Below are 21,014 nucleotides of genomic sequence, written 5' to 3'. Positions count from 1 at the left end.
TATGTCCGTTTTATTTCCTGCGCCGCTTGTAAATCGAGATGACGATCAGCACGGTAATAATCAATCCGATGCCGAAGACGATGGTAGCGGACATCGAAAATCCGGCAACGCCCGCGCCCTCCGCTTCTCCCGCTTTTTCCTCGATGATCTGCCTGGCGCCCGAAGGCCATTCGATCGTTCCGTTCACGCCCAATCTCCTTTCAGCTGACAAATACAACCGCTAGCGGCAATAAAAAGGCGCCCTCTTCGCTAATCGAAGGGGGCGCCGGCTTGGCAGGCCGTCGAATCAATCGAGCCCGTGCTCTTCGCGGATGCGGTACAAACCTTGAATCAATAAATCGGCCGGATCGCGGTTAAGCAGATAATGCGCCATTAAAAAATGCAGCGGCATCGCGCACACGTTGTTCCCTTCCGTGATCGACGGGAAACCCGCCTCCACGACAGGACCGTGCTCCTCGTGAAGCTCGAGATCCGCATGCACCGGCTCCGGCGCGAACTCTTCGCGTACGGACTTGACGCAATGCGGCACGATGACCTTGTCGATCAACGCCTTCGCCTCGTCCTCGGACTGGGGCGGCATCGGCAGCAGCCTGCCTTCCGGCGACTTCATCAAATCGACGAAAAAGGATGACATCCACTGCGAAGGATCCTGCTTCGTCTGGAATCCCGCGATCATCTCGCGCAGGAAAAATCCGCTGACGTAAGGCTTGCCCTCGGGCGACTTCACCATATAAGTAAAGATCGGACCGTATGCCTCGTGGTTCATCACCTGGCCTTCGACCTGTTCGTCGCCGAATTCCATTTTCAAGGCTGTCATGCCGTTGTAGTGTACGGCCGCGATCAGCTCCTGCGCCTTCTCGGCTTCGGTCTTGTCCGCTCCGGCCGCCTGCGCGTCCGGGTTCTGCTGCTCTTCTTTAAGATCGTTGTCGGTTGTCATCTTCTTCATCTCCTTGCCTTGCTACCATGATAGCATCCCGCGCCGAGAAGTGAAAGCGCTCTTCGTCAGAAATTCCGATAGACATACGGATCGTCGGGCTTGGCGATCGGCTCCCATTCCTTGACCTTGAGCACCGGAATCATCTGCTTGAAAGGCTGATAATATTCGCGCGTCAGCTTGCCGGTAACGCGGAGCCAGTCGTCGTCCGACAGCTTCGTGCCCGCCGGCATCTGGACGAGCATGCCGAACACGCCCGAATCGGCGACGCAGTGAATGAAGCCGAAGCGAAATACGAAGTAGGACGAGGCGCCGACTTCATCCCCTTTGTAGGCGAAGCCGTCGAACGTAATCGTCTTGTCCGCGAATTCGTCCGTGTAATTGTACAAAACCTCCATGCCCTTCAAATAATTCGTATCGTTCAATTCGACGGAGGACTGGGTCGCAAAGTCGGCCATATCCTTTTGCTTTACCTTGTCGTAGTTTTCGGTGCTGTAGAACACGCTTGTATCCGGCCGTAAAAACTGATGATAGCCCGCGTCCTTGCGGCGCTGATCGAGCTCGGGAAAGGAGAAGCCCTTCGCCTTGACGAAGCTTGAATCCAGCGTCGCGACCGGCAGAAAGATGCCGGTGAATATGGGTACGGCAAGCACGAGGTAGGTGAAGCCGCGCCGCCACCTGGTACGGCCGATATGCGAGTGGCCCGAATGCCCGTCATGATCGTGGTGATGGTGATCGTGGTAATCGTGGTGATTATGGCTATGATCGTCGGTATGGTGACTGTGTTGGTGGCGGTCATGGTCCGCATGGTCATGGTCCGCATGGTCATGATTCGCATGGTCACGGCCCGCATGTTCATGATCGGCATGCTCGCCCTCTCCCGTCGCGCCCCCCGTTACCGCCAACGCAGCAGCCTCCTCGGCTTTCCTTTCCGCCCGGTATACCTTGACGAATTGATACAGACTGAGCAACGCCAGCAGCACGATCGCGCTTACGGATAAGTAGGCATATCTCATATTAATATATTTGTCGAGATCCCCGGTCCGGTGCAGCAGCAGAAACATGAACGCCAGGCCGAACAAAATCGCGAATCGAATCATCCGAACAACCTCCCTACGATCAGAGAACCGGCAACGGTGAACACCGCCACGAGCGCGATCAGCGAGACGACGAACCGTGTGCGGAAGGCGCTGAGCAGCATCAGCGTGTTTTTAATGTCGATCATCGGCCCGAACACCATAAAGGCGGAGAGCGATCCGACCGTAAAGCTGCTGCGAAACGACGACGCGATGAAGGCATCCGCCTCCGAGCAGACCGACATGACGAATGCGAGCACGATCATGACGAGCGATGCCTTGAGCGGATCGCTGCCCAGCTCGAGCAGGTACGAGGTCGGGATGTAAGTCTGCATCGCCGCGGCCAGAAAAGCGCCGATCACCAGATACTTCCCTACGTCGAAAAATTCGTCGATGCCGTGCGATACGACCGAGGACAGCCTGGCGCGGGTAGACGGCTTGGCGACCGTCGCGATCGACGGCTCCAGCGCGGCCGCGACTGGCGCGACGATGCTGTCGGATGTCTCCGCCGCCTGCCGCAGCTGCGTCCCGCGGAAGATCAGCGCGACGGACAGCGACACGCAAAAGGCGACGGCGATCGCCAGTCCCGCGCGAATGCCTACCATCCGCCAATCGTTGCCGAAGGCGATAAAGGTGGCGAACAGGACGATCGGATTGATGATCGGCCCGGATAGCATGAAAGCGACGCCTGCATTCAGCGGCATGCCCTTCATGACGAGCCTGCGGGTGATCGGGACGATCCCGCACTCGCAGGAGGGGAACAGCAGGCCGATTCCGCAGCCGAAGCAGGTCCTCAGCAGGACACCCTTCGGCATGATTCTGGCGATCCAGGCTTCCGTCACGAACGTCTGGATGACGCCCGACACCAGCACGCCGATCAGCACGAACGGAATAGCCTCCATGATCATGCTGATAAAGATCGTATTCAATTGCAAAAACGAAGTCACGATAGGATCACTTCCGTTAAAAAAAGTATGAAGCCGATCCTTTCATTATGGATATTCTGCGTAAAATAGCAAACGCCGCAAGCATCCATCGGGTGCAAGCGAAGGCTTGCTTGCTGGCTTTAACTTCCACTTGCGAGACTTCCGATCGCCATATAAAATAATTTAATTTATGCTTGTTTGCTGAAAGGAACGTGCTTTCTTTGAACCCGATCTCCTCCAAGCCGCCCGTCGCTCCCGCTATCCCGCTGCTGGTCGGCATGATCGCCATCTCGTTCGCACCGATTCTCGTCCGCTATTCGGACGCGCCCGTATCCGTGCAGGGCATGTGGCGCATGCTGTTCACGCTCGTCCTCATGCTCCCTTTTATGGGGGGCAAGCAGCTTCGGGCGCTGCGGGCGATCAAGCTTGCCGACTGGTGGCTGCTGCTCGCCGCAGGCTTCTTTCTCGCCCTCCATTTCCTGCTCTGGATGGCATCGCTCAGCTACACGTCCATTGCCAGCTCCACACTGATCTTGTCGCTCGAGCCGGTGTTCGTCATGGCCGGCGCCTACTTCCTGTTCAAGGACCGCCTCTCGCGCAAAGCGCTTGCGGGACTTGTCGCCGCGCTCGTGGGAATCGCGATCGTCGGCGCCGGAGATTCGGGCCTTTCCGGGGATGCGCTCACGGGCGACCTGCTCTCCTTGCTCGGCACGGTCGCCGTCGCGGTCAACATGCTGCTTGCCAAACGAATCTTGGAGCGCGTGCCTTCTTTTTTATACAGCCTCGTCGTTTTTGCCGTTACGGCCCTTTGCTTCTATCTTTATAACGTCGGGACGGGCGCGAATATGACCGGCTATCCCTCGCGGGAATGGCTCGTCTTCGCGGGACTTGCGATCGTGCCTACCGTATTCGGCCACTTGATCTTCAACTGGCTCCTCCGCTATGTCAAGCCGGCGACGATCTCCATGAGCGTGCTCGCCGAGCCGGTTGGCGCGAGCATCCTCGGTTTGATATTGTTCAGCGAAGCGCTCGGCATATGGCAGCTGGTCGGCGGCGTTTTCGTCATCGCGGGCCTCGCGCTCTATATGCGCTCCGAAGCGGAGGCTTACGATCGACCGGCAGAAGCACAAAGCTGAAACGAAGCTGAAATCGGTTGATGCCGCGTTCTCGCGATGTAGCTCTATATAGAGCTTCTTCACCCCGGTTTATGTGGCGGTCTAGCCAGATAGACAAATAAATGAAAAGAAGCCGCCCCCAGTCATTTTCATGACTTTTCGGGACAGCTCCCCTTTATTTGGAGAAACGTTCGCGTACGCGGTCTGTCATCCACTGGTTCACTTCCCACAGATCGGCAACGGGTCTATTCGTAAACGGCAGCGTGTGCATATAGCCCGGCGGTCCGAACTCGGCCGTAAATGTAGCCTCCTCCGCCCCGCTTTGACGCTTCGCGTTCAAAATCCGTTCCCACCAGCCGAGATGGATCTCAAGCTCCGTCCGATATTCCGGAGCCCCCGGATGCGGCACCTGCGGCCCTTCGGGATAGCCGATCCGTCCGTGAATATGAACGGCGCGTTCGATCGCCAGCGTCAGATGCTCCTCCTGATCCTCGAGATGCGATTCGCATACGTTCATCCAATGGCTGAAATCGGCCGTAATGCGCAGCTCCGGAAATTTGCGCAGCAGCCTGGACGTCGTCCAGGGCGTAAACATCGCCCTCTGCCGATGGGTCTCATGTCCGATCGGGATGCCGATACGCGACTCCGTCTCAAGGGCTGCTTCGAAGAAGCGGTCCTGCTCCGCTTCCGTCATGCTGTCGCGCGCGCTGTGCGAGACGATAAGCTGCGGCTTCAGGGAAGCCGCATAAGCGCTCCGCTCCGCGAAGCTCGCCGCGTGATCGCCGCTCGTAAAGATTTGCGCAATGTAAGCTAGACGGCGCTCCTCGAGCAAAGCGCTGAATTCCTCGGCCTGTTCGGGAGCCGGCGGCGGCGTCTCGATGCCCGCGTATCCCGCTTCTGCCGCACGGTTCACCTGCTCGGCCAGCGTACCTTCCATTCCCCACAACGCTTTAAAAAATTGAAGCCGCATCCCATTCATCCTCTCTTGTTCTAAACCGAGTCGTCTTTGCGTTCGCCGACCGGCATCATCATGCCGTTAGGCATCCCCATCATGCGCACGCCGCCGCCTTCCGCTCCCTTTTCCGCCAAGAAAACTTCAGTTCCGAACGCGGGCGAAGCATACGGTTGATGCGTGGCGCCGCGCGCGAGAATCTGCTTGGCGTTCCCCGAATCTCCTTCGAACCCGTCATGATCCCAGGGAACCCAAGATCTCGCATTGCAATAATGGCACACGTAGGATCGGCGGAACCGGTCGTCCGTCTTGTTCGGATACGAGCGGTGGAACAGGTGCGAGTCGAAAAACAGGACGTCTCCCGGCTCCAGCACGACTGGTATCGGAGCCGAATACTGGGCTACGACGTGGGACAACGTATTCACTTCGTCATCCAGATGGCTGACATTATGCACGGCGTGCAGGTCCTCGAAGGCATCGATCGCATGCACATTGCCGCCGCCTACCTCTTCGGGCGGGAAAACGGGCTCGTGATTCGAACCCGGTACGACCCAAAGGCAGCCATTATCCTCGTCCGCCCGCTCGAGCGCGATCCAGGCGCCGATCAGCGTGTCCGGATGCGTCTTGATGTAGCAAGCGTCCTGATGCCAGCCCTGTCCGCCCTTGCCCGGCGGATTCAGGAACATCATGGATTGCAGCGCGTAAACGTCCGGACCGATCAACGCCTCGACAACGTCCAGCACGTGCGGATTCAACATGCCCTGCTCGGCGGCGGCGTCGATTCGGGAAAGCATATGCACGCGCGTTGCTTGCGCAAACTCTTCTTTCAACGGATCCCGGCTGTTTTCCTGCACGGCAGCTTGCTGCTTTTTCTGCAATCGCGTTTTTTCGGCCAAAGCATACAAGGATTCGATAACTTCCTTGGAGAGCAAGCCCCGTACGATAAGAAAACCTTCGCGATGATAATGCTTGTATTGTTCGACGGTCACAAGATGACGATCATGGGCTCTCGACTTCGGCGTATAAAAGACTGGCATGACGCACACGCTCCCTTTACCGGATGGAATAGCTTTAATGTAAAGGTTTTATACAAAGTCCACCATGCATCGGATTAGCATTTTCGTATCTGCTATTGACAATCGCCTCAAGAATAACGTCATCTGCCGCAAGCTGCACATCCAAGGTCAAATACTTTTTGTATCTCTCGTTGATTGCAGGACGAATGCGCTTTAAAATAGGCGTTGAGGTGATACCATGACGTCAGGGATGCCCGATTTTTCGCTCGACCGTTTGTCCCATGCCGTTGCCGGATCGACCGTTTATCCGCCAGGCAGCAAGTTCGGACCACGCATACAACAGGACATTCAGCTGGTCATGCTGTATGCCGGCGAGATGACCGTGACCGTGTCGGGCCGGCCGCTGTACGTTTCGCCGGGACATGTCATTTTGCTGAAGCCGGGCTTGGAGGAAACGTTCGTTTTTTCGAAAAAAGAAGATTCCTGGCATCGCTGGATCGCCGTCCACTATGAGGGCTTGTCCGACCTGGACGTCGAAGCGCTTGACCGTCTGCCGGAATGCCTGCCCTTATCGGAAGAGATGAATCTCCTTGTCGATCTCATGATTCATCTTACCCGCCAAGGCGCTCCGACGGATGCCGACGTGCGAAGCCTTGGCCTCGCCGCGCTTCATCTTTATCCGCGCGAGTCCGAAAGAGCCTTGCTGCAACGCGAAAAGCACCCCGCCGTCTACGCGGCGCTCGCCTGTATCCACGAAAATTATGCAGAGGAAATGTCGTTGGCAGCGCTCGCGAACGCCGCCGGGTCGTCGCCCGAGCATCTCGTCAGACTGTTCAAGAAGCACGAGCGATCGTCTCCGATTCATTACCTATGGCAGTACCGTGTGAACCGCGCTGTCGAATTGCTGACGAATACCGGCCTGACCGTATCGGAGATCGCTGCGCGATGCGGCTTCAAGACTTCGCATCATCTGGCCCGTCTCGTCAAGGAAACGACGGGACGCACGGCTACCGACATCCGTCGGGACTCCTGGAGCGGTTTTCGCAGCTCGTCGCAAACTTAATGTCCGGCCATCATGGCCGGATCGGGTTTATCTCCGCCGGCAGCTCCTTCATCCTGCTGCTTCGGCTTGCGGAGCAGCAGCGTCAGCGCTACGCCGCCGGTTACGATGCACGCGGACAAGAAAAACGTATCGCCGTAGCCTGCGACAACTGCGCCGAGCGGATTCTCGTTCGCTCCCTCTCCGGCGGCATGCGAAGCGATCTGCGACGTCAAATAACCCGTCAGTCCTGCCACCGCGAATGACACCACGACCTGTTGCGCAGCCGTCGTAAGCGGCGTGACGCGGCTTACCAGACGCCGAGGCGCGGAATTCAACACATGCGTATTGAGCGGCATCATGGAGAAGCCCATGCCAAGGCCGATGAAGCAGATGCAAAGGATGATTTTCCACAGCTGCGCATCCACCGTTATGCCGGACAGGACGAACAGCGAGACGGAAATGACGGTCAATCCGGCAAGTGCGAGCGGACGTGCGCCGATCTTATCGAAAAGCCGGCCGCTGATCGGCATGCCGATGCCCGCGCACAATGCCTGCGGCATCAGGATCCAGCCCGTCTCGAGCGCGGAATAATGCATGACGCCTTGCAGGTACAACGGCACGATCAGCATCGCGCCGAACAGCGCGAGCTGAACGATCCACGTTAATATGATGCTGCGGGTGAAGTCGGACGACTTGAACACCTTCAGTTCCAGCAGCGGCTGCTTCTGCTTCAATTCCACGATAATAAAGACGATCAGCGCAATGCCGCCGACGGTAAGTCCAATGATCGTAGAAGCCTTGGACCAGCCGCTCCCCCCTTCGCTGACGCCATACGCCAGCATAGAGAAGGCGATCGGTGCAAGACACATGCCGATCACGTCCAGATGCGGGGCCGCATGGCGTTCGGACCGCGGCAAATATTTGGAGGCGAGCACCAAGGCGATAATGCCGATCGGCAGATTGATGATAAATATCCAGTGCCAGCTGACAGAATCGACGAGCCAGCCGGACAGAACCGGCCCGAACGCCGGGGCCATCAGCATGGGGATGCCGAGGACGCCCATAATGGAGCCGCGGCGCTCGGGAGGCGCGATCTTGAACACCATAGCCATCCCGATCGGAGCGACCATGCCGCCGCCCAAGCCTTGCACGACGCGGAAAAGGATGAGCTGCTCCGGCGTTTGCGCGATACCGCACAAGAGCGAGCCGACGGTAAAAAGCGCGATCGTCAGCATAAAAATTTGCTTGGAGCCGAATTTGTCGGTCATCCAGCCCGCCAGCGGTATAACGGCGGACAAGGCAAGCGTATAACCGGTGACGGTCCATTGAATCGTCTTAAGGTCGGTGTGGAAATAGTCGACGAGCTTCGGAATCGCATTGTTGACGACGGTGCTGTCCAGAATAACCATGATCATACCGACGATAATCGCCATCAGCGGCGGCAGAATCGCTTTTAGCGAGAACGTTTCCTCCCCGGAGGCATTCTTTTTAGCGGCTCTTGAATCGGCTCAAGACAAAGGTCCCCCCTCGCGGAACGCAGAGGCGGGACCTTTTTTATTTCTATCTTTCGTCTACTACGTTGATTGATCGATCTCTTCCCCTTCATCAAAACATTTGTTAAGATAGGATCGAAAATGAGTAAACACTCACTCGCAAAGGGCTGATCCGATGCCTCACCTGCAAAATGAAATTCGAAACTTCAACGATTCGTCGTCCGAACCCCGCGACGCGATCACGCTCGAGTCCGTCGCCCACAGCTACGGAGATCGTCCGATTTTAAACGAAATCTCTCTTCAAGTCCGCCGCGGGGAGCTGTTCGGCCTGCTCGGCCCTTCCGGCTCCGGCAAGACGACGCTAATCAAGCTCATGACCGGCATCGATACAGCGGACGCAGGGCGGATCACGGTGCTCGGCCATCGGGTCCCCTCCCTTCCGCTGCTCGGCAAAATCGGCTATATGGCGCAGTCCGACGCTCTATACGGAGAGCTTACCGCCAGGGAAAATCTGAAGTTTTTCGGCGCGTTGTTCGAGCTGCGCGGCAACCGCCTCGCAGAGCGGATCGGCCACGCGCTCTCGACCGTCGGCCTCACGGAGGATGCAGGCAAGCTCGTCTCGCGGTTTTCCGGCGGCATGAAGCGCCGTCTGTCGCTGGCCGTAACGCTGCTTCACGAGCCCGAGCTGCTCATACTCGACGAGCCGACCGTCGGCATCGATCCGGCGCTGCGCGTGTCGATCTGGGCGTCGCTGCTCGCGCTGCGCGAGCGCGGCACGACGATCCTGCTAACGACGCATGTCATGGATGAAGCAGAGCGCTGCGACCGGATCGGCTTGATCCGCGACGGCTCCCTGACCGCCGTCGGCAGCCCGGCCGATCTGAAGTCGGATACCGGCACGACGACGATCGAAGAAGCTTTTATCCGTCTGGGAGGTGACTCCGCATGAGAGCCCGCGCCTTGTCCGTACGCATCTTCAGGCAATTCATGCGCGACAAACGCACGCTGGCGCTGCTGTTCGTCGCACCGCTCTTCATTCTGACGCTGGTCTACTGCATCTTCGGCGGTACAGGCAGCGCGCCCAAGATCGGAACGGCCAGCTTGCCCGATACGATCACAAGCGCGTTAAAAGCATCGTCCGCCGACATCGTCTTCTACGATTCCGAAACCGGCGCCAGATCCGATCTGGACGCTCGCAAACTTGACGCCGTGCTGACGATAAAGGACGACAAGCCGACCCTGCTGCTCGAGGGCAGCGATCCTTCGCGCAGCCGCGCCGTGCTGCTTGCCGTATCGGCCATGCAGCGGACGACGGCATCGGCCGTTTTTCAGCCCGAAATCGATTATCTGCACGGGAAGCCGGGGATGTCCTCCTTCGACGCCTTCGGACCGGTTATGATCGGCTTTTTCTCCTTTTTCTTCGTCTTCCTGCTTGCGGGCGTCGCTTTTCTTCGCGAGCGTACGACGGGCACGATGGAACGGCTTATGGCGACGCCGATCCGCAGGCACGAGGTCGTGCTTGGTTACTTGGGCGGCTTTGGCCTGTTCGCGATTTTGCAGTCGGCGCTCGTCGCCTGCTTCGCGATCTATGCGCTCGGCATGTTCATGTCCGGCTCGATCTGGCTGATCCTGCTCGTCAACCTGCTGCTGACGCTCACGGCGCTCACGCTGGGCACGCTGCTCTCCGCGTTCGCGGGCTCCGAATTTCAGATCATTCAATTCGTACCGGTCGTCATCGTGCCGCAGGCTTTCTTTTCCGGCCTCTTCCCGCTGGACGGCATGTCGCCATGGCTGAGCAAGCTGACGTATCTGATGCCGCTCTACTACGGCGGAGACGCCTTGAGAGGCATCATGATCAGAGGCGAAGGCTTCGGAGGTATCTCGCTCGACGTAGGCGTGCTTCTCGGCTTTTCTCTCCTCTTCGCGGCGCTGAATGTCGTCGCCCTCAAGAAGCAGCGGGCCATTTAGCGCGGCGGCGCGGCGTATGGTACGATAGGTAGGACAGGATGCCGTACGGTGCGTCGCGCCGCGGCTTCAAGACAATAGAAGGAGCGACAGCTTGATGGACGCGAATGACGGCTCGATGGAGCCCTGGATGGAAGAGCTGCTGCATGAGGGCTCGCTCGGCGAAGGCCAGCCGGTGAAGACGGAGAAGCAGGCCCGCATCCTGGCCGCCGCGATCGAAGTTTTCGCAGCCAAGGGCTACGCCGGATCCTCCACGAGCGAGATCGCGCAGCGGGCGGGCGTTGCGGAAGGGACGATTTTCAGGCATTACCGGACAAAAAAAGAACTGCTCGTGTCCATCGTCACCCCGGCGATGATGCGGATGATGGCGCCGTTCGTCATTCGCGGTTTCGGCGACGTGCTGGATGCCGAGCACGACAGCTTCGAGCAGTTCGTCCGCCGCATGATCGACAACCGCATCGCGTTCGTAAGCCGCAACAAGCGCTTGTTTCGCATCGTCGCCCAGGAGCTTCCCTTTCACCCCGAGATGCGCGAACAGTTCAAGTCGATCATCCTGACCAAGGTGCTTGCGCGCATGACGGTCGTGATCGAGAAGTTCCAGCGGACGGGCCAGATCGCGCCGATGCCCCCGCATACGGTTGCGCGTCTTACCGCTTCGACCTTGATCGGTTATGTGCTGCCCCGTATGCTCCTGTCGGGCGAGTCCGGATGGGACGACGAGGCGGAGCGCGAAGCGACCGTTTCCTTTTTGGTCAAGGGCCTGTCTCCGTAGTTTAGGCTTCGGTCGGCACGGGTATCGTTTATACTTGCGGACCTATCCTCATTTTGAAGGAAAGAAGGGAATCAGCTTGATCGTTACATTTCTCGGACATGCCTGCGTGAAGCTCGAGCAAGACGGCCGTTCGCTTATCATCGATCCTTACCTCACCGGCAACCCGCTGGCTTCCGCCTCCGCGACCGACATTCAGGCGGACCACATCCTGCTCACCCACGGCCACGGCGACCATGTCGGCGACACGGCAGCCATCGCGAAGCGCACGGGCGCCCAGGTCGTCGGCACGCCGGAGCTGGCGACCTTCCTGGGCTGGCAGGGCGTCGAAAATACGGTCGGCATGAACATCGGAGGCACCTACGATCTCGGATACGCAAAGGTCAAGATGGTACAAGCCTTCCATAGCTCCGGCTATACGCTGACGGACGAGCAGCGCATCGTCTACCTCGGGATGCCGACGGGCCTGATCGTCACCTGGGGCGGGCTCACCATTTTGCATGCGGGCGACACGGGACTTTTCGGCGATATGAAAATGATCGGCGAGCGTCACAAGATCGATCTCGCCTTCATCCCGATCGGCGACCATTTTACGATGGGACCCGAGGACGCGCTGACTGCCGCCGAGTGGCTGAATCCCAAGCAGGTCGTGCCCGTTCATTTCGATACCTTCCCTCCCATCCGCCAAGACGCTGACGCCTATGCGCAAGCGCTCGAACAGAAGGGCATCAAAGGCACCGTGCTGAAGCCGGGAGATCGCCTGGAGCTGTAGGCATGCGGTACGTATACAAAAAGGAGACCCGAACTTCCGGCGCGACGCACCGGGGCTCGGGTCTCTTTCTTTTTGCGGCAAACAAAGGATCAGGCATAGAACAGATAATAGACGGCCACGCCGATGCCGATGCCCCAGATCGCGCCTGCGAACACCTCGATCGGCCGGTGGCCGAGCAGCTCCTTCAGTTCCTTGACCGGATGCAGCTCGCCGTGCAAATCGGGCATTTTCCGCAAAAAACGATTGAGCACGGATGCCTGGAGTCCCGCATGCCGCCTGACGCCAGCCGCATCGAACATGATGATCATGCCGACAACCGCGGCGACGGCAAACGCTGGCGAATCGAGTCCGTCCTCGATGCCGAGCGCAGTCGTAAGTCCCGCCATGGCGGCGGAATGCGAGCTCGGCATGCCGCCGGTGCTGAAGGCCATGCCGGTCTGCCATGAGCGCCTGCCGACGAACTGGATCGGCACCTTGACGGCCTGCGCCGACAGAATGGAGACGATCGCGGCGATGAGCGGAAAATTGGCGAGTAAGGACATAACGGCGGTCTCCCTTCTCCCGAGTGGGCGCTACCCGATCCTGCGGAGGCAGCCAATAGAGCTATTATAGCTTATTACACCCGAGAGGGGACAACCGATTCGCCTTCTGTCAGCGCGACCTCGATTTCACCTTTTTCACGAGCGCGGGCAGATGCTTCATCGTGCGGAGCATGTCGCCCTTGCACATCGGGCACTTCTGTTGCTCGGTCGCGAACTCCTCGCGTACCCATGCCTTGCAGTCGGGACTTTTGCATTTCCAGATCTTCGTTAAAAACAGCTTGCCGCCTTCATCTTGCGATGTCAATCTCGGTGCCTTCCTTTCAAAACCCGTTATAAGTCAACTGACCTACTATAGGCCGTTCTGCCGCCGGAGTCAAGTTCCGGTTGCCGATGTCCCGCCGGACAACCCCGGCGCGGCGCCTGCGCCGAATTGACTTTCGAACATGCGGTAGTAAGCGCCTTTGCGCGCCAGCAGCGCCTCGTGCGTTCCCCGTTCGGCGATGCCGCCGTCCGCGACGACGAGGATCTGATCGGCGCCGCGAATCGTATTCAGCCTGTGGGCGATCACGAAGCTGGTTCGCCCCTTCATGACCGTCAGCAGCGCCTCTTGGATCTGGAGCTCCGTCCTTGTGTCCACGCTGCTCGTCGCCTCGTCCAAGATCAGGATCGACGGACGCGCCAGCATCACGCGGGCGATCGCCAGCAGCTGCTTCTGCCCTTGGCTCAGGCTCCCGCCGTTCTCGGCCAGCTGCGTGTCGTAGCGCCCCGGCAAGCGCCTGACGAAAGCATCGGCGCCGACGAGCCGGGCCGCTTCGGTCATCTCATCGTCGCTCGCGCCGGGATTGCCGTATTTGATATTGTCACGGATCGTCCCCGAGAACAGGTACGTATCCTGCAGCACGACGCCAAAAGCGCTGCGCAGGCTGCTTCGCGTATAGTCGCGGATGTCGCGTCCGCCGATGCGGATCTTGCCTTCCGTAACGTCGTAGAACCTGTTCAACAGCTGCACGATCGTCGTCTTGCCGGCACCCGTCGGGCCGACGAGCGCGACGCAGGTGCCGGCCTCCGCCTCGAAGCTCACGCCGTTCAGAATCGGATGCGCCGGGTTGTAGCCGAACGATACGTCCTCGAAAACGACGTTCAGCGCTCCCGGCTCCAGCTCGGCGGCGCCCGGACGGTCCGACGTCTCCTCCGCCTCGTCGAGCACCTCGAATACGCGTTCCGCGCCGGCCACCCCGGACTGAAGCACGTTGTAAACGTTCGCGATGTCGTTCAGCGGTCTTGCGAACTGCCTCGAATAACTTAAAAAGCTGGCGATGACGCCGACCGAAATATGACCTTTGACCGCCAGCACGCTGCCGACGACGGCTACCGTCGCGAAGCCGATGTTGTTGATCACGCTGAGCAGCGGCATGAGCAGTCCCGACCAGATCTGCGCCCTGATGCCGATCTCGCTCAAGCTGCGATTGACCTCATCGAATTCGGCAACGGACCGGCGTTCCCTTCCGAACGACTTGACGAGCGACAGGCCTGTGACGCTCTCTTCGATCTGGCCGTTCAGCCTGCCGAGATAAGCCTGCTGTTCCTTGAACAGCGTGCCGGTCCTTCGGGTCACGACGCGGGCCAGCAAGTAGACGAGCGGCACGGTCACAAGGCCTGCCAGCGTGAGCAGCGGGCTCAGCACGAGCATCATGACCAGCGAGCCGACGATCGCTACGGCCCCGCCCATCAGCTGCACGACCGTCTGGGACAGGCTCGTGCTGACATTGTCGATGTCGTTGGACAGCCGGCTCATGATCTCGCCGTGCCTGCGCGTGTCGAAGTACGAAAGCGGGAGCCCGTGCAGCTTGGCGAAAAGTCCGCTTCGAAGCCGGCTCACGGCCCGTTGAGAGACGCCCGACATAAGCCAGCTCTGCACGAAGGTAAGCGAGGCGTCCATCGCGTACGCTGCGGCCATCAGCGCGAGCAGCACATGAAGGGCGCCGAAATCGACGGTGCCGGGACCGTGCATCGCGTCGATGGCGCGGCCGATCAAATACGGGCCGAGGAGCGCCGCCCCTGCGCTCGCGAGCGTGAATAGAAAGACGATCGCGAGCAGTCTTCGCTCCGTCCGGAGATAAGACAGCAGACGGCGCACGGTCGCGCCGAACGCTTTCGGCTTCTGTACGGGGCCCCTGCCGCGCGGACCTGCCCCCGAGCCCCCGGCACCGCTCGGACCGCCGGGTGCGCGTACCGGTACGGCTGGCGCCGCCGGCCGTCCGTTCGATCGATCAGATGCCTGAGGCATGCGGAATCGCCTCCTCTCCGAATTGCGAGCGGCAAATATCGCGATATACGGCGCAGCTCCGCAATAGCTCCTCGTGGGTGCCAAGCCCGACCAGCCCGCCATCGTCGAGCACGGCGATTCGATCGGCATCGATGACCGACGAGATGCGCTGCGCGATCAATAGGCAGGTCGGCTTCGGATCATAGGTTCTGAGCGCCGTCTTAACCTTGCTCTCCGTGACGGCGTCGAGCGCGCTCGTGCAGTCGTCGAGGATCAGAATCCGGGGATGGCGGATCAAGGCGCGGGCGATCGAGAGCCGCTGCTTCTGGCCGCCGGACAAGTTAACGCCGCCCTGGCCAAGCATCGCATCGTAGCCGCCCGGCAGCGCCATGATGAAGTCGTGCGCACTGGCGGACCTCGCAGCCGCCTCCAGCTCCGACTGCGTAGCCGATTCGTCGCCCCAGCGCAAATTGTCGGCGATCGTTCCCGTGAACAGCACGGTTCGCTGCGGCACGATGGCCACCGTTTCGCGAAGCTCCGATACGTCCAGCATCCGGTGATCGACGCCGCCGATGCGCACGATACCTTCTGTCTGATCGTACAGGCGCGGAACCAGCTGCACGAGCGTGCTCTTTCCCGCGCCGGTCGATCCGACGATCGCAAGCGTTTCGCCGGGTTCGCAGGCCAGCGTCACATTGCGCAGCGCCCGCTCTCCGTCCATCCCCTCGTACGAGAATCCGACGCCTTCAAAAGAAACGCCTACAATCCCGGAAGCCATAGGTGCGGTAGCAGGCGTTCGATGACTGGCGTCACCGATATGCGCTGCATCGGGGACGGCGTCGCGCCCGGGAGCCGACTCTCCTTCCGGAAGCGCCAGCACCTCCGCGATACGTCCCGAGGATGCTCGCGCGCGGATGAACATATTGAACACCCATGAGATCGTCATCAGCGAGAACAGAATCTGCGTCATATAGTTGACGAAAGCAATGATGTTGCCGACCTGCATCCCGCCGTCGTCCACCCGGATGCCGCCGAGCCAGACGATAGCGACGACGCTCAGGTTCACGACGAGCGCGATCGCGGGGCCGAAGCCGGACATTGCGCGGAGCGTCGTCGTCGAACGCGTCTGATATTCGCCGTTGATCGTCTCGAATTTTTGCGATTCGTAAGCGGATCGGTTAAATGCCTTGACCGACCGTACGCCCGACAAATATTCGCGCATCGCGCCGTTCAACCGGTCGAGCGCCGCCTGAACCTTGAGGAACAGCGGGAATCCGACGCGCATGTTTAAAATAATAAGCAAAATGACGAGCGGCACGACGACGACGAGTACGAGCGACAGCTGCGGGTTAAGCCTGACGGCCATAATAAGTCCCCCGATGCACAAAAGCGGCGCCTTGGCGAAAATCCGCATCATGCCGTTGGCAAAGTTCTGCACCTGGGTGATGTCGTTCGTCAGCCTCGTCACGAGCGATGCCCGGTCAAAGCGATCCGCGTCGCGGAGAGACAAATACTGCACGCGGCGGAACAGATCGCCGCGCAGATCCGCTCCGAACCGCTGGGACACCCGGCTCGAGACGACGTTGCGTCCAAGCGCGGAGAGCGCGCCTGCGGCCGTAATCGCCAACATCCAGCCGCCGTACTGGCGCACGACATGCAATTCGCGCGTCAGCACGCCCCGGTCGATCATATGAGACATCAGCGTCGGCAGCAGCAGATCGCATATGCCTTCAAGCGCGACAAGCGCGAGCGACAGCGAAAAAAGCAGGCCGTATTTCGACATATATTTACGCAAATAATGCAACTCGTTTGCCTCCCCGCCCGTCTACTTGCCGGCCGGGCGCCAAATGAAGAGCTTGAGCTCGGTAAGTTCCTCGATCGCGTAGCGTACGCCCTCGCGGCCCAATCCGCTCTGCTTCACGCCGCCGTACGGCATATGATCGAGCCTGAAAGTCGGAATGTCGTTGACGAGCACCGTGCCGGCGACAAGAGTGTCCATCGCATGCATCGCCGTATCGATCCGGTTCGTGTAGATGCCGACCTGCAGCCCGAAATCCGAATCGTTGGCGCGGCTTACCGCCTCCGCGATCGATTCGACCTTGTTCACCATCACGACGGGCGCGAACGCTTCGCGTCTCGACAGCTCGGCATCGTCAGGCACGTCCGTCAACACCGCCGGAGGCAGCACAGCCCCTTGCGGCGCGCCGCCGGCCAGCAGCATGGCGCCGCGGCTCACGGCGTCGTCGATCCAATCGGCCGCGCGCTTCGCCTCCCGGGGCGCGATCATCGCCGAGAGATCCGTCTTCGGATCGAGCGGATCGCCGACGACGAGCTTCGAAGCCGCGTCCGCAATACGTGTTGCCAGTTCGTTCGCGACCGATGCCAACGCGTAAATCCGTTGCAAGGATATGCATACCTGTCCTTGATAACCGAATGCGCCTTCGACACAGCGGCGGGCGACGGCATCGAGATCCGCATCGTCGTCGACGATGACGGCGCTGTTCGAGCCGAGCTCGAGCGTCACGCGCTTGAGGCCGGCTTGCGCGCGGATGGACTCGCCCACGGCAGCGCTGCCCGTGAACGACACGGCGCCGACGCGGGGGTCGGCCACGATCTGCTCGCCCACGCGTTTGCCGTCGCCCGTCACGACGTTCAACGCCCCGCCGGGAAGTCCCGCTTCATGGAGCAGCTGCGCGACAAAAAAAGCCGACAGCGGCGTCTGCGGCGCAGGCTTCAGCACGACCGCATTGCCAGCGGCGAGCGCGGGTCCGACCTTGTGGGCGACCAGGTTCATCGGAAAGTTAAAAGGCGTAATCGCGCCGACGACGCCGATCGGCTCTCGTCTCGTATAGGCAATCCGTCCTTCGCCTCCCGGCACTGCGTCCATGGGGACCGTCTCGCCATGGAGCCGCTTGGCCTCCTCGGCCGCGAACTTGTAGGTCGCCGCCGTGCGGTCGATCTCCGCGTAGGCTGCTTTCAGCGGCTTCGCCGCTTCCAGCGCGACGATGCGCGCCGCTTCTTCCTTGCGTTCGGTCAACAGATCCGACAGCCGCTCCAATATCGCCGACCGCTGATAGCCGGGCATCGCCCGCATCGTCCTGGCGGCATCGGCCGCGGACGCGATCGCCCGGTCCACGTCCTCGGGGGCCGCATCGGCGATCTCTGCCAGCTCCTCGCCGTCGTAAGGCGCCATTAATTTGACGTACGACTTGGTTTCGTACCCGGCGCCGTCGATCCACAGATGCTTGCGTACGCTCATCATGCATCGCTCCTTCATAAAAAGTATGTTAAACAACCATACTTCCAAGAATAGCACTTGATGCGATGCGGTTCAAAAGTATAAAACGGATAACCGGCACGGAGCCATTTTCATCTGATCTTCATGCTTATTGCTGGAGGATGTGTTAAGATTTCTTTAGAACTTAGATTAAGTCTAAATATCATTAATGGAGGGATTCCGAATGACTGCAACCAAACAAATCGAACAACTGAGCGTCGTACTGAATCGCCAAGTCGCCAACTGGACCGTGCTGCACACGAAGCTCCACCACTTCCATTGGTACGTCAAAGGGAGCGAGTTCTTTACCCTTCATGCGAAATTCGAGGAATTGTACACGGAAGCGGCAGATCGCCTGGATGCGATCGCCGAACGCCTGCTCGCTATCGGCGGCAGACCCGTATCGACGCTAAAGGAAAGCCTCTCGCTCGCGACCGTCGACGAAGCGGCGGGCGGCGAATCCGCCTCGCAGATGGTCGGCGCGGTCATCGCGGACTATGCCAAGCTCGCTAACGAGCTCGCCGCCGGCATCGAATCGGCGCAAGCGGCGGGCGACGAAGCGACGGCCGACCTGTTCATCGGTCAAACGGCCGAGCTGCAGAAGACGATCTGGATGCTGAACGCATATTTGGGCAAATAAAGACGCGAAAACGGGATGAAGCAGAAATTCTCCGCTTCATCCCGTTTGCTATGTCAGGCGTTATTTCTTGCTGCCGAGCAGGTCCGCAACCAGTTTGGCATACGCCTGCGCACCGGTTTTCCCCAGATGCACGCCGTCCTTGCCGAAATATTCGTCGTGGCCCGCGCTCGCATCGTACCAGTCGCCGATCGATACGTTCGGATAATCCGATGCGATATCGTTCAGCATGTCGTTGACGGTGTCCTGCCATTTGCGCGGGACGCGGGTATTCATCAAGATTACTTCATCCTCGCCCGCAAGCGCGTCCAGAAGCTTCGTGAGCTGCTTTTTCGTAAACGAGCCGTTCGTGCCCAGCTCTACGACGATACGGCTGCCGAGCAGCCCTTGGCTCTTAAGCGCGGCGATTCTGTCTGGCGCCTCGCGCATCTGCCGACCGACCTCGCCGTCGACGACGATGCCGGGCAGCAGCTGTTCCAGATATGGCTTTACGTTCAGCATGACCGAATCGCCGATCACGGTAATGCCTTCCCCGCTGCGCGGTTTATACGTGTCTTTGGTTCCGGAGCCCGCCCCGGCGCCTGCAGACTGCTGCGGAGCGGGCGAATCGGACGGCCTTGGCGTCGGCGAAGACGCAGGCTTCGCGGGCGGCTTGCCATCCGCCGAAGGCTTGGGTGTCGGCTTCGCCGTCGGCCCGGTCGTGCCGGCATGACCTTGCGCGGGACGCACGTCGGCGTCTCCTTTCCCTCCGCCGCCGCCGGCAGCTTCGGCGCCGCCGGCATGGCTGCCGGTGCCCGCGCTGATGCCGGCATCGACGATAACGCCCGCGGATCCGTTCGTTGCGGCGGCTGTGCCGCCTTCGCTAAGCGGCTGCGCGCCGCCCGTGCAAGACACGCACAGCAGGATCAGCGCCGCGACCGACAAGCATGCGGCCTGACGACTCGGCGCGGACGGACGTCCAGGTCGCAAGCCGCCCGAGAAGCTTGCCGCGACGGCAAGCATGCCGTCTTTGACAGCGACGAGACCGTGTCGGCGTATCGGGTTTTCGACATAGCGGTAAGATAGCGCCGCAAGCGCAACGCTGACGGCAAGCTGAAGCGCAATGCGCAGCGGCTCCGGTCCGTCTGTGTTCACCTGCTTCTCCGACAGGGCGATGACCGGATAGTGCCACAGGTAAATGCCGTAAGAGCGCTTCCCGATCCAGCGCAACGGTCCGCAGCCCAACCAGACGCCGAGGCGGCTGTCGGGGTGTGCGACCACGGCGACGAGCGCCGCGGCGCAGAGCGACAGCAGCACCAATCCGCCCTTGTACAGGAAAGGATCGTACTCGCTCGTATATCGCATCATGAGCAAAACGGATAAAAGCGCAGCAACGCCGAAGGCGTCGAGGCCGGCGCGCGAACGCCGGGTCAATCCCGCGGACAGCCTGCCGCTCGGCCAGACGAGCGCGAGCGCGGCGCCGAGCAGAAGTCCGAACGCGCGCGTATCGGTGCCGTAATAAATCCGGCTCGGATCTTCTCCCGGCACATAGAGCACAGCCATCAAAATGGCCGAGGCAGCAGCGGCTGCAGTAACTGCCAGCGCCGTCTTGCCCCGGCGACCGAGCAGCATGGCCGTCGCAGGCAACAGCAGCGGCCAGAGCAGGTAAAATTGCTCTTCGACGGCAAGCGACCATAGATGCCCGAACGGCGAAGGCGGCCCGAAGCTCTCAAAGTAAGAGACGTGATGAAAGATTAAGTACCAGTTGCTTGTATAAGTGACGGCCGACCACACGTCGCCTGCCAGCGACGGCAGCCGGTCACGGTCGAATAACAGTAAATATAACAGTACGGCGGCCATGACGAGCAGCATGGCGGGCAATAATCTCCTGGCGCGGCGCAGCCAGAATCCCTTCAGGTCCAGACGACCATCCCGGTGCAGCTCGGAGGCGATCTGATCCGTTATGAGGTAACCGGACAACACAAAGAACACGCCTACGCCCAATAGGCCTCCCGAGGCCCAGCCGAAGTCCAAATGATAGGCGATGACCGCAATGACCGCGATCGCTCTGAGCCCATCCAGACCCGGCATGTAGCGGGATGGTGCGGATTTAGTTGTATGCATGCTTAGCGGACTCCTTTGGCAGCTCTTGACACTTGCTTTTAAAAGCATCGATTCAAATTTCTATCCATTTCTCGTGGTCGTACGTTAAAGCCCCGTCGCCGGGGATCTTGCCGTTGCCGGTGCGAACGA

At 60.0% G+C, this 21,014-nt stretch carries 20 protein-coding genes; 7 read left to right on the top strand and 13 right to left on the bottom strand.

Features of this window, described 5'->3' with window-relative positions; all coding sequences use genetic code 11:
* Positions 1-10: 10 nt before the first annotated feature.
* The 4 genes from ACFSR7_RS29245 to ACFSR7_RS29230 all read right to left on the bottom strand — a co-directional run bounded on the left by ACFSR7_RS29245 (position 11) and on the right by ACFSR7_RS29230 (position 2,918).
* Positions 11-187: a hypothetical protein gene (locus ACFSR7_RS29245; RefSeq protein ID WP_378167742.1), complete on the bottom strand. Its 177-nt coding sequence runs from the start codon at positions 185-187 to the stop codon at positions 11-13.
* A gap of 99 nt (positions 188-286) precedes the next feature.
* Positions 287-937: a hypothetical protein gene (locus ACFSR7_RS29240; protein ID WP_378167740.1), complete on the bottom strand. Its 651-nt coding sequence runs from the start codon at positions 935-937 to the stop codon at positions 287-289.
* Positions 938-1,002: 65 nt separating this feature from the next.
* A complete protein-coding gene (locus tag ACFSR7_RS29235) occupies positions 1,003-2,034 on the bottom strand; it encodes a TIGR03943 family putative permease subunit (protein WP_378167738.1) in 1,032 nt (343 codons plus the stop codon).
* Positions 2,031-2,918 carry a permease gene (locus ACFSR7_RS29230; protein WP_378168196.1) on the bottom strand — a complete coding sequence of 296 codons (888 nt, stop codon included), beginning with the start codon at positions 2,916-2,918 and terminating at the stop codon, positions 2,031-2,033. Before ACFSR7_RS29230 ends, ACFSR7_RS29235 begins: the two co-directional genes overlap by 4 nt.
* 239 nt (positions 2,919-3,157) lie before the next feature.
* Here ACFSR7_RS29230 and ACFSR7_RS29225 point away from each other — a divergent pair, with 239 nt between their 5' ends.
* Positions 3,158-4,072, top strand: coding sequence for a DMT family transporter (locus ACFSR7_RS29225; protein ID WP_378167736.1), 915 nt, complete (start codon positions 3,158-3,160; stop codon positions 4,070-4,072).
* 154 nt (positions 4,073-4,226) lie between these two features.
* On the opposite strand, the gene ACFSR7_RS29220 is transcribed toward ACFSR7_RS29225, so the two are convergent.
* Together ACFSR7_RS29220 and ACFSR7_RS29215 are read right to left on the bottom strand one after the other, a co-directional pair.
* On the bottom strand, positions 4,227-5,021 hold the full coding sequence (locus ACFSR7_RS29220) for a sugar phosphate isomerase/epimerase family protein (RefSeq protein WP_378167734.1): 795 nt from the start codon (positions 5,019-5,021) through the stop codon (positions 4,227-4,229).
* Between the two features lie 20 nt (positions 5,022-5,041).
* Entirely contained in the window at positions 5,042-6,040 is a 999-nt protein-coding gene (locus ACFSR7_RS29215) for a phytanoyl-CoA dioxygenase family protein (protein ID WP_378167732.1), read from the bottom strand.
* 217 nt (positions 6,041-6,257) lie between these two features.
* On the opposite strand from ACFSR7_RS29215, the gene ACFSR7_RS29210 reads away from it, so the two are divergent.
* Positions 6,258-7,082: a helix-turn-helix domain-containing protein gene (locus tag ACFSR7_RS29210; RefSeq protein ID WP_378167730.1), complete on the top strand. Its 825-nt coding sequence runs from the start codon at positions 6,258-6,260 to the stop codon at positions 7,080-7,082.
* Here the strand turns inward: ACFSR7_RS29210 and ACFSR7_RS29205 are convergent.
* Complete coding sequence (locus ACFSR7_RS29205) at positions 7,079-8,494, bottom strand: DHA2 family efflux MFS transporter permease subunit (protein WP_378167728.1); 1,416 nt, start codon at positions 8,492-8,494, stop codon at positions 7,079-7,081. The genes ACFSR7_RS29210 and ACFSR7_RS29205 overlap by 4 nt on opposite strands.
* A gap of 235 nt (positions 8,495-8,729) precedes the next feature.
* Between ACFSR7_RS29205 and ACFSR7_RS29200 the strand changes: the two genes are divergently transcribed.
* The 4 genes from ACFSR7_RS29200 (at position 8,730) to ACFSR7_RS29185 (ending at position 12,060) form a co-directional block, all read left to right on the top strand.
* Positions 8,730-9,503: an ABC transporter ATP-binding protein gene (locus ACFSR7_RS29200; RefSeq protein ID WP_378167727.1), complete on the top strand. Its 774-nt coding sequence runs from the start codon at positions 8,730-8,732 to the stop codon at positions 9,501-9,503.
* Positions 9,500-10,522 (top strand): ABC transporter permease, encoded by a 1,023-nt coding sequence (locus tag ACFSR7_RS29195; protein WP_378167725.1) that lies wholly within the window; start codon positions 9,500-9,502, stop codon positions 10,520-10,522. The genes ACFSR7_RS29200 and ACFSR7_RS29195 overlap by 4 nt, the downstream gene beginning before the upstream one ends.
* A gap of 94 nt (positions 10,523-10,616) precedes the next feature.
* Positions 10,617-11,291, top strand: a complete 675-nt coding sequence (locus tag ACFSR7_RS29190; protein WP_378167723.1) for a TetR/AcrR family transcriptional regulator — start codon at positions 10,617-10,619, stop codon at positions 11,289-11,291.
* A gap of 76 nt (positions 11,292-11,367) precedes the next feature.
* Positions 11,368-12,060, top strand: coding sequence for a metal-dependent hydrolase (locus ACFSR7_RS29185; RefSeq protein WP_378167721.1), 693 nt, complete (start codon positions 11,368-11,370; stop codon positions 12,058-12,060).
* A gap of 89 nt (positions 12,061-12,149) precedes the next feature.
* Here the strand turns inward: ACFSR7_RS29185 and ACFSR7_RS29180 are convergent, their stop codons facing one another.
* The 5 genes from ACFSR7_RS29180 to ACFSR7_RS29160 all read right to left on the bottom strand — a co-directional run bounded on the left by ACFSR7_RS29180 (position 12,150) and on the right by ACFSR7_RS29160 (position 18,127).
* Positions 12,150-12,602, bottom strand: a complete 453-nt coding sequence (locus tag ACFSR7_RS29180) for a divergent PAP2 family protein (RefSeq protein ID WP_378167719.1) — start codon at positions 12,600-12,602, stop codon at positions 12,150-12,152.
* A gap of 109 nt (positions 12,603-12,711) precedes the next feature.
* The gene (locus ACFSR7_RS29175) at positions 12,712-12,906 is read right to left on the bottom strand and encodes a cold-inducible protein YdjO-related protein (protein ID WP_378167717.1); all 195 of its coding nucleotides are present in this window, start codon (positions 12,904-12,906) and stop codon (positions 12,712-12,714) included.
* 69 nt (positions 12,907-12,975) lie between these two features.
* On the bottom strand, positions 12,976-14,889 hold the full coding sequence (locus ACFSR7_RS29170; RefSeq protein WP_378167715.1) for an ABC transporter ATP-binding protein: 1,914 nt from the start codon (positions 14,887-14,889) through the stop codon (positions 12,976-12,978).
* On the bottom strand, positions 14,873-16,672 hold the full coding sequence (locus ACFSR7_RS29165) for an ABC transporter ATP-binding protein (RefSeq protein WP_378167713.1): 1,800 nt from the start codon (positions 16,670-16,672) through the stop codon (positions 14,873-14,875). Before ACFSR7_RS29165 ends, ACFSR7_RS29170 begins: the two co-directional genes overlap by 17 nt.
* 21 nt (positions 16,673-16,693) lie before the next feature.
* Complete coding sequence (locus ACFSR7_RS29160) at positions 16,694-18,127, bottom strand: aldehyde dehydrogenase family protein (RefSeq protein WP_378167711.1); 1,434 nt, start codon at positions 18,125-18,127, stop codon at positions 16,694-16,696.
* A gap of 202 nt (positions 18,128-18,329) precedes the next feature.
* Between ACFSR7_RS29160 and ACFSR7_RS29155 the strand changes: the two genes are divergently transcribed.
* On the top strand, positions 18,330-18,785 hold the full coding sequence (locus ACFSR7_RS29155; RefSeq protein WP_378167710.1) for a Dps family protein: 456 nt from the start codon (positions 18,330-18,332) through the stop codon (positions 18,783-18,785).
* 60 nt (positions 18,786-18,845) lie between these two features.
* Here ACFSR7_RS29155 and ACFSR7_RS29150 read toward each other — a convergent pair whose 3' ends face one another.
* Positions 18,846-20,885, bottom strand: coding sequence for an acyltransferase family protein (locus tag ACFSR7_RS29150; protein WP_378167708.1), 2,040 nt, complete (start codon positions 20,883-20,885; stop codon positions 18,846-18,848).
* Between the last annotated feature and the right edge of the window lie 129 nt (positions 20,886-21,014).

Source organism: Cohnella sp. GCM10020058, assembly GCF_042683485.1.
Taxonomy (GTDB): Bacteria; Bacillota; Bacilli; order Paenibacillales; family Paenibacillaceae; genus Cohnella.
This window is presented reverse-complemented; position numbering and strand designations above follow the sequence as displayed.

Coding starts and splice junctions, on each gene's coding strand:
- ACFSR7_RS29240 (WP_378167740.1), bottom strand. CDS start 937: ATGACAACCGACAACGATCTTAAAGAAGAGCAGCAGAACCCGGACGCG.
- ACFSR7_RS29235 (WP_378167738.1), bottom strand. CDS start 2,034: ATGATTCGATTCGCGATTTTGTTCGGCCTGGCGTTCATGTTTCTGCTG.
- ACFSR7_RS29230 (WP_378168196.1), bottom strand. CDS start 2,918: ATGATCATGGAGGCTATTCCGTTCGTGCTGATCGGCGTGCTGGTGTCG.
- ACFSR7_RS29220 (WP_378167734.1), bottom strand. CDS start 5,021: ATGCGGCTTCAATTTTTTAAAGCGTTGTGGGGAATGGAAGGTACGCTG.
- ACFSR7_RS29215 (WP_378167732.1), bottom strand. CDS start 6,040: ATGCCAGTCTTTTATACGCCGAAGTCGAGAGCCCATGATCGTCATCTT.
- ACFSR7_RS29210 (WP_378167730.1), top strand. CDS start 6,258: ATGACGTCAGGGATGCCCGATTTTTCGCTCGACCGTTTGTCCCATGCC.
- ACFSR7_RS29205 (WP_378167728.1), bottom strand. CDS start 8,494: ATGGCGATTATCGTCGGTATGATCATGGTTATTCTGGACAGCACCGTC.
- ACFSR7_RS29200 (WP_378167727.1), top strand. CDS start 8,730: ATGCCTCACCTGCAAAATGAAATTCGAAACTTCAACGATTCGTCGTCC.
- ACFSR7_RS29195 (WP_378167725.1), top strand. CDS start 9,500: ATGAGAGCCCGCGCCTTGTCCGTACGCATCTTCAGGCAATTCATGCGC.
- ACFSR7_RS29190 (WP_378167723.1), top strand. CDS start 10,617: ATGGACGCGAATGACGGCTCGATGGAGCCCTGGATGGAAGAGCTGCTG.
- ACFSR7_RS29180 (WP_378167719.1), bottom strand. CDS start 12,602: ATGTCCTTACTCGCCAATTTTCCGCTCATCGCCGCGATCGTCTCCATT.
- ACFSR7_RS29170 (WP_378167715.1), bottom strand. CDS start 14,889: ATGCCTCAGGCATCTGATCGATCGAACGGACGGCCGGCGGCGCCAGCC.
- ACFSR7_RS29160 (WP_378167711.1), bottom strand. CDS start 18,127: ATGAGCGTACGCAAGCATCTGTGGATCGACGGCGCCGGGTACGAAACC.
- ACFSR7_RS29155 (WP_378167710.1), top strand. CDS start 18,330: ATGACTGCAACCAAACAAATCGAACAACTGAGCGTCGTACTGAATCGC.
- ACFSR7_RS29150 (WP_378167708.1), bottom strand. CDS start 20,885: ATGCATACAACTAAATCCGCACCATCCCGCTACATGCCGGGTCTGGAT.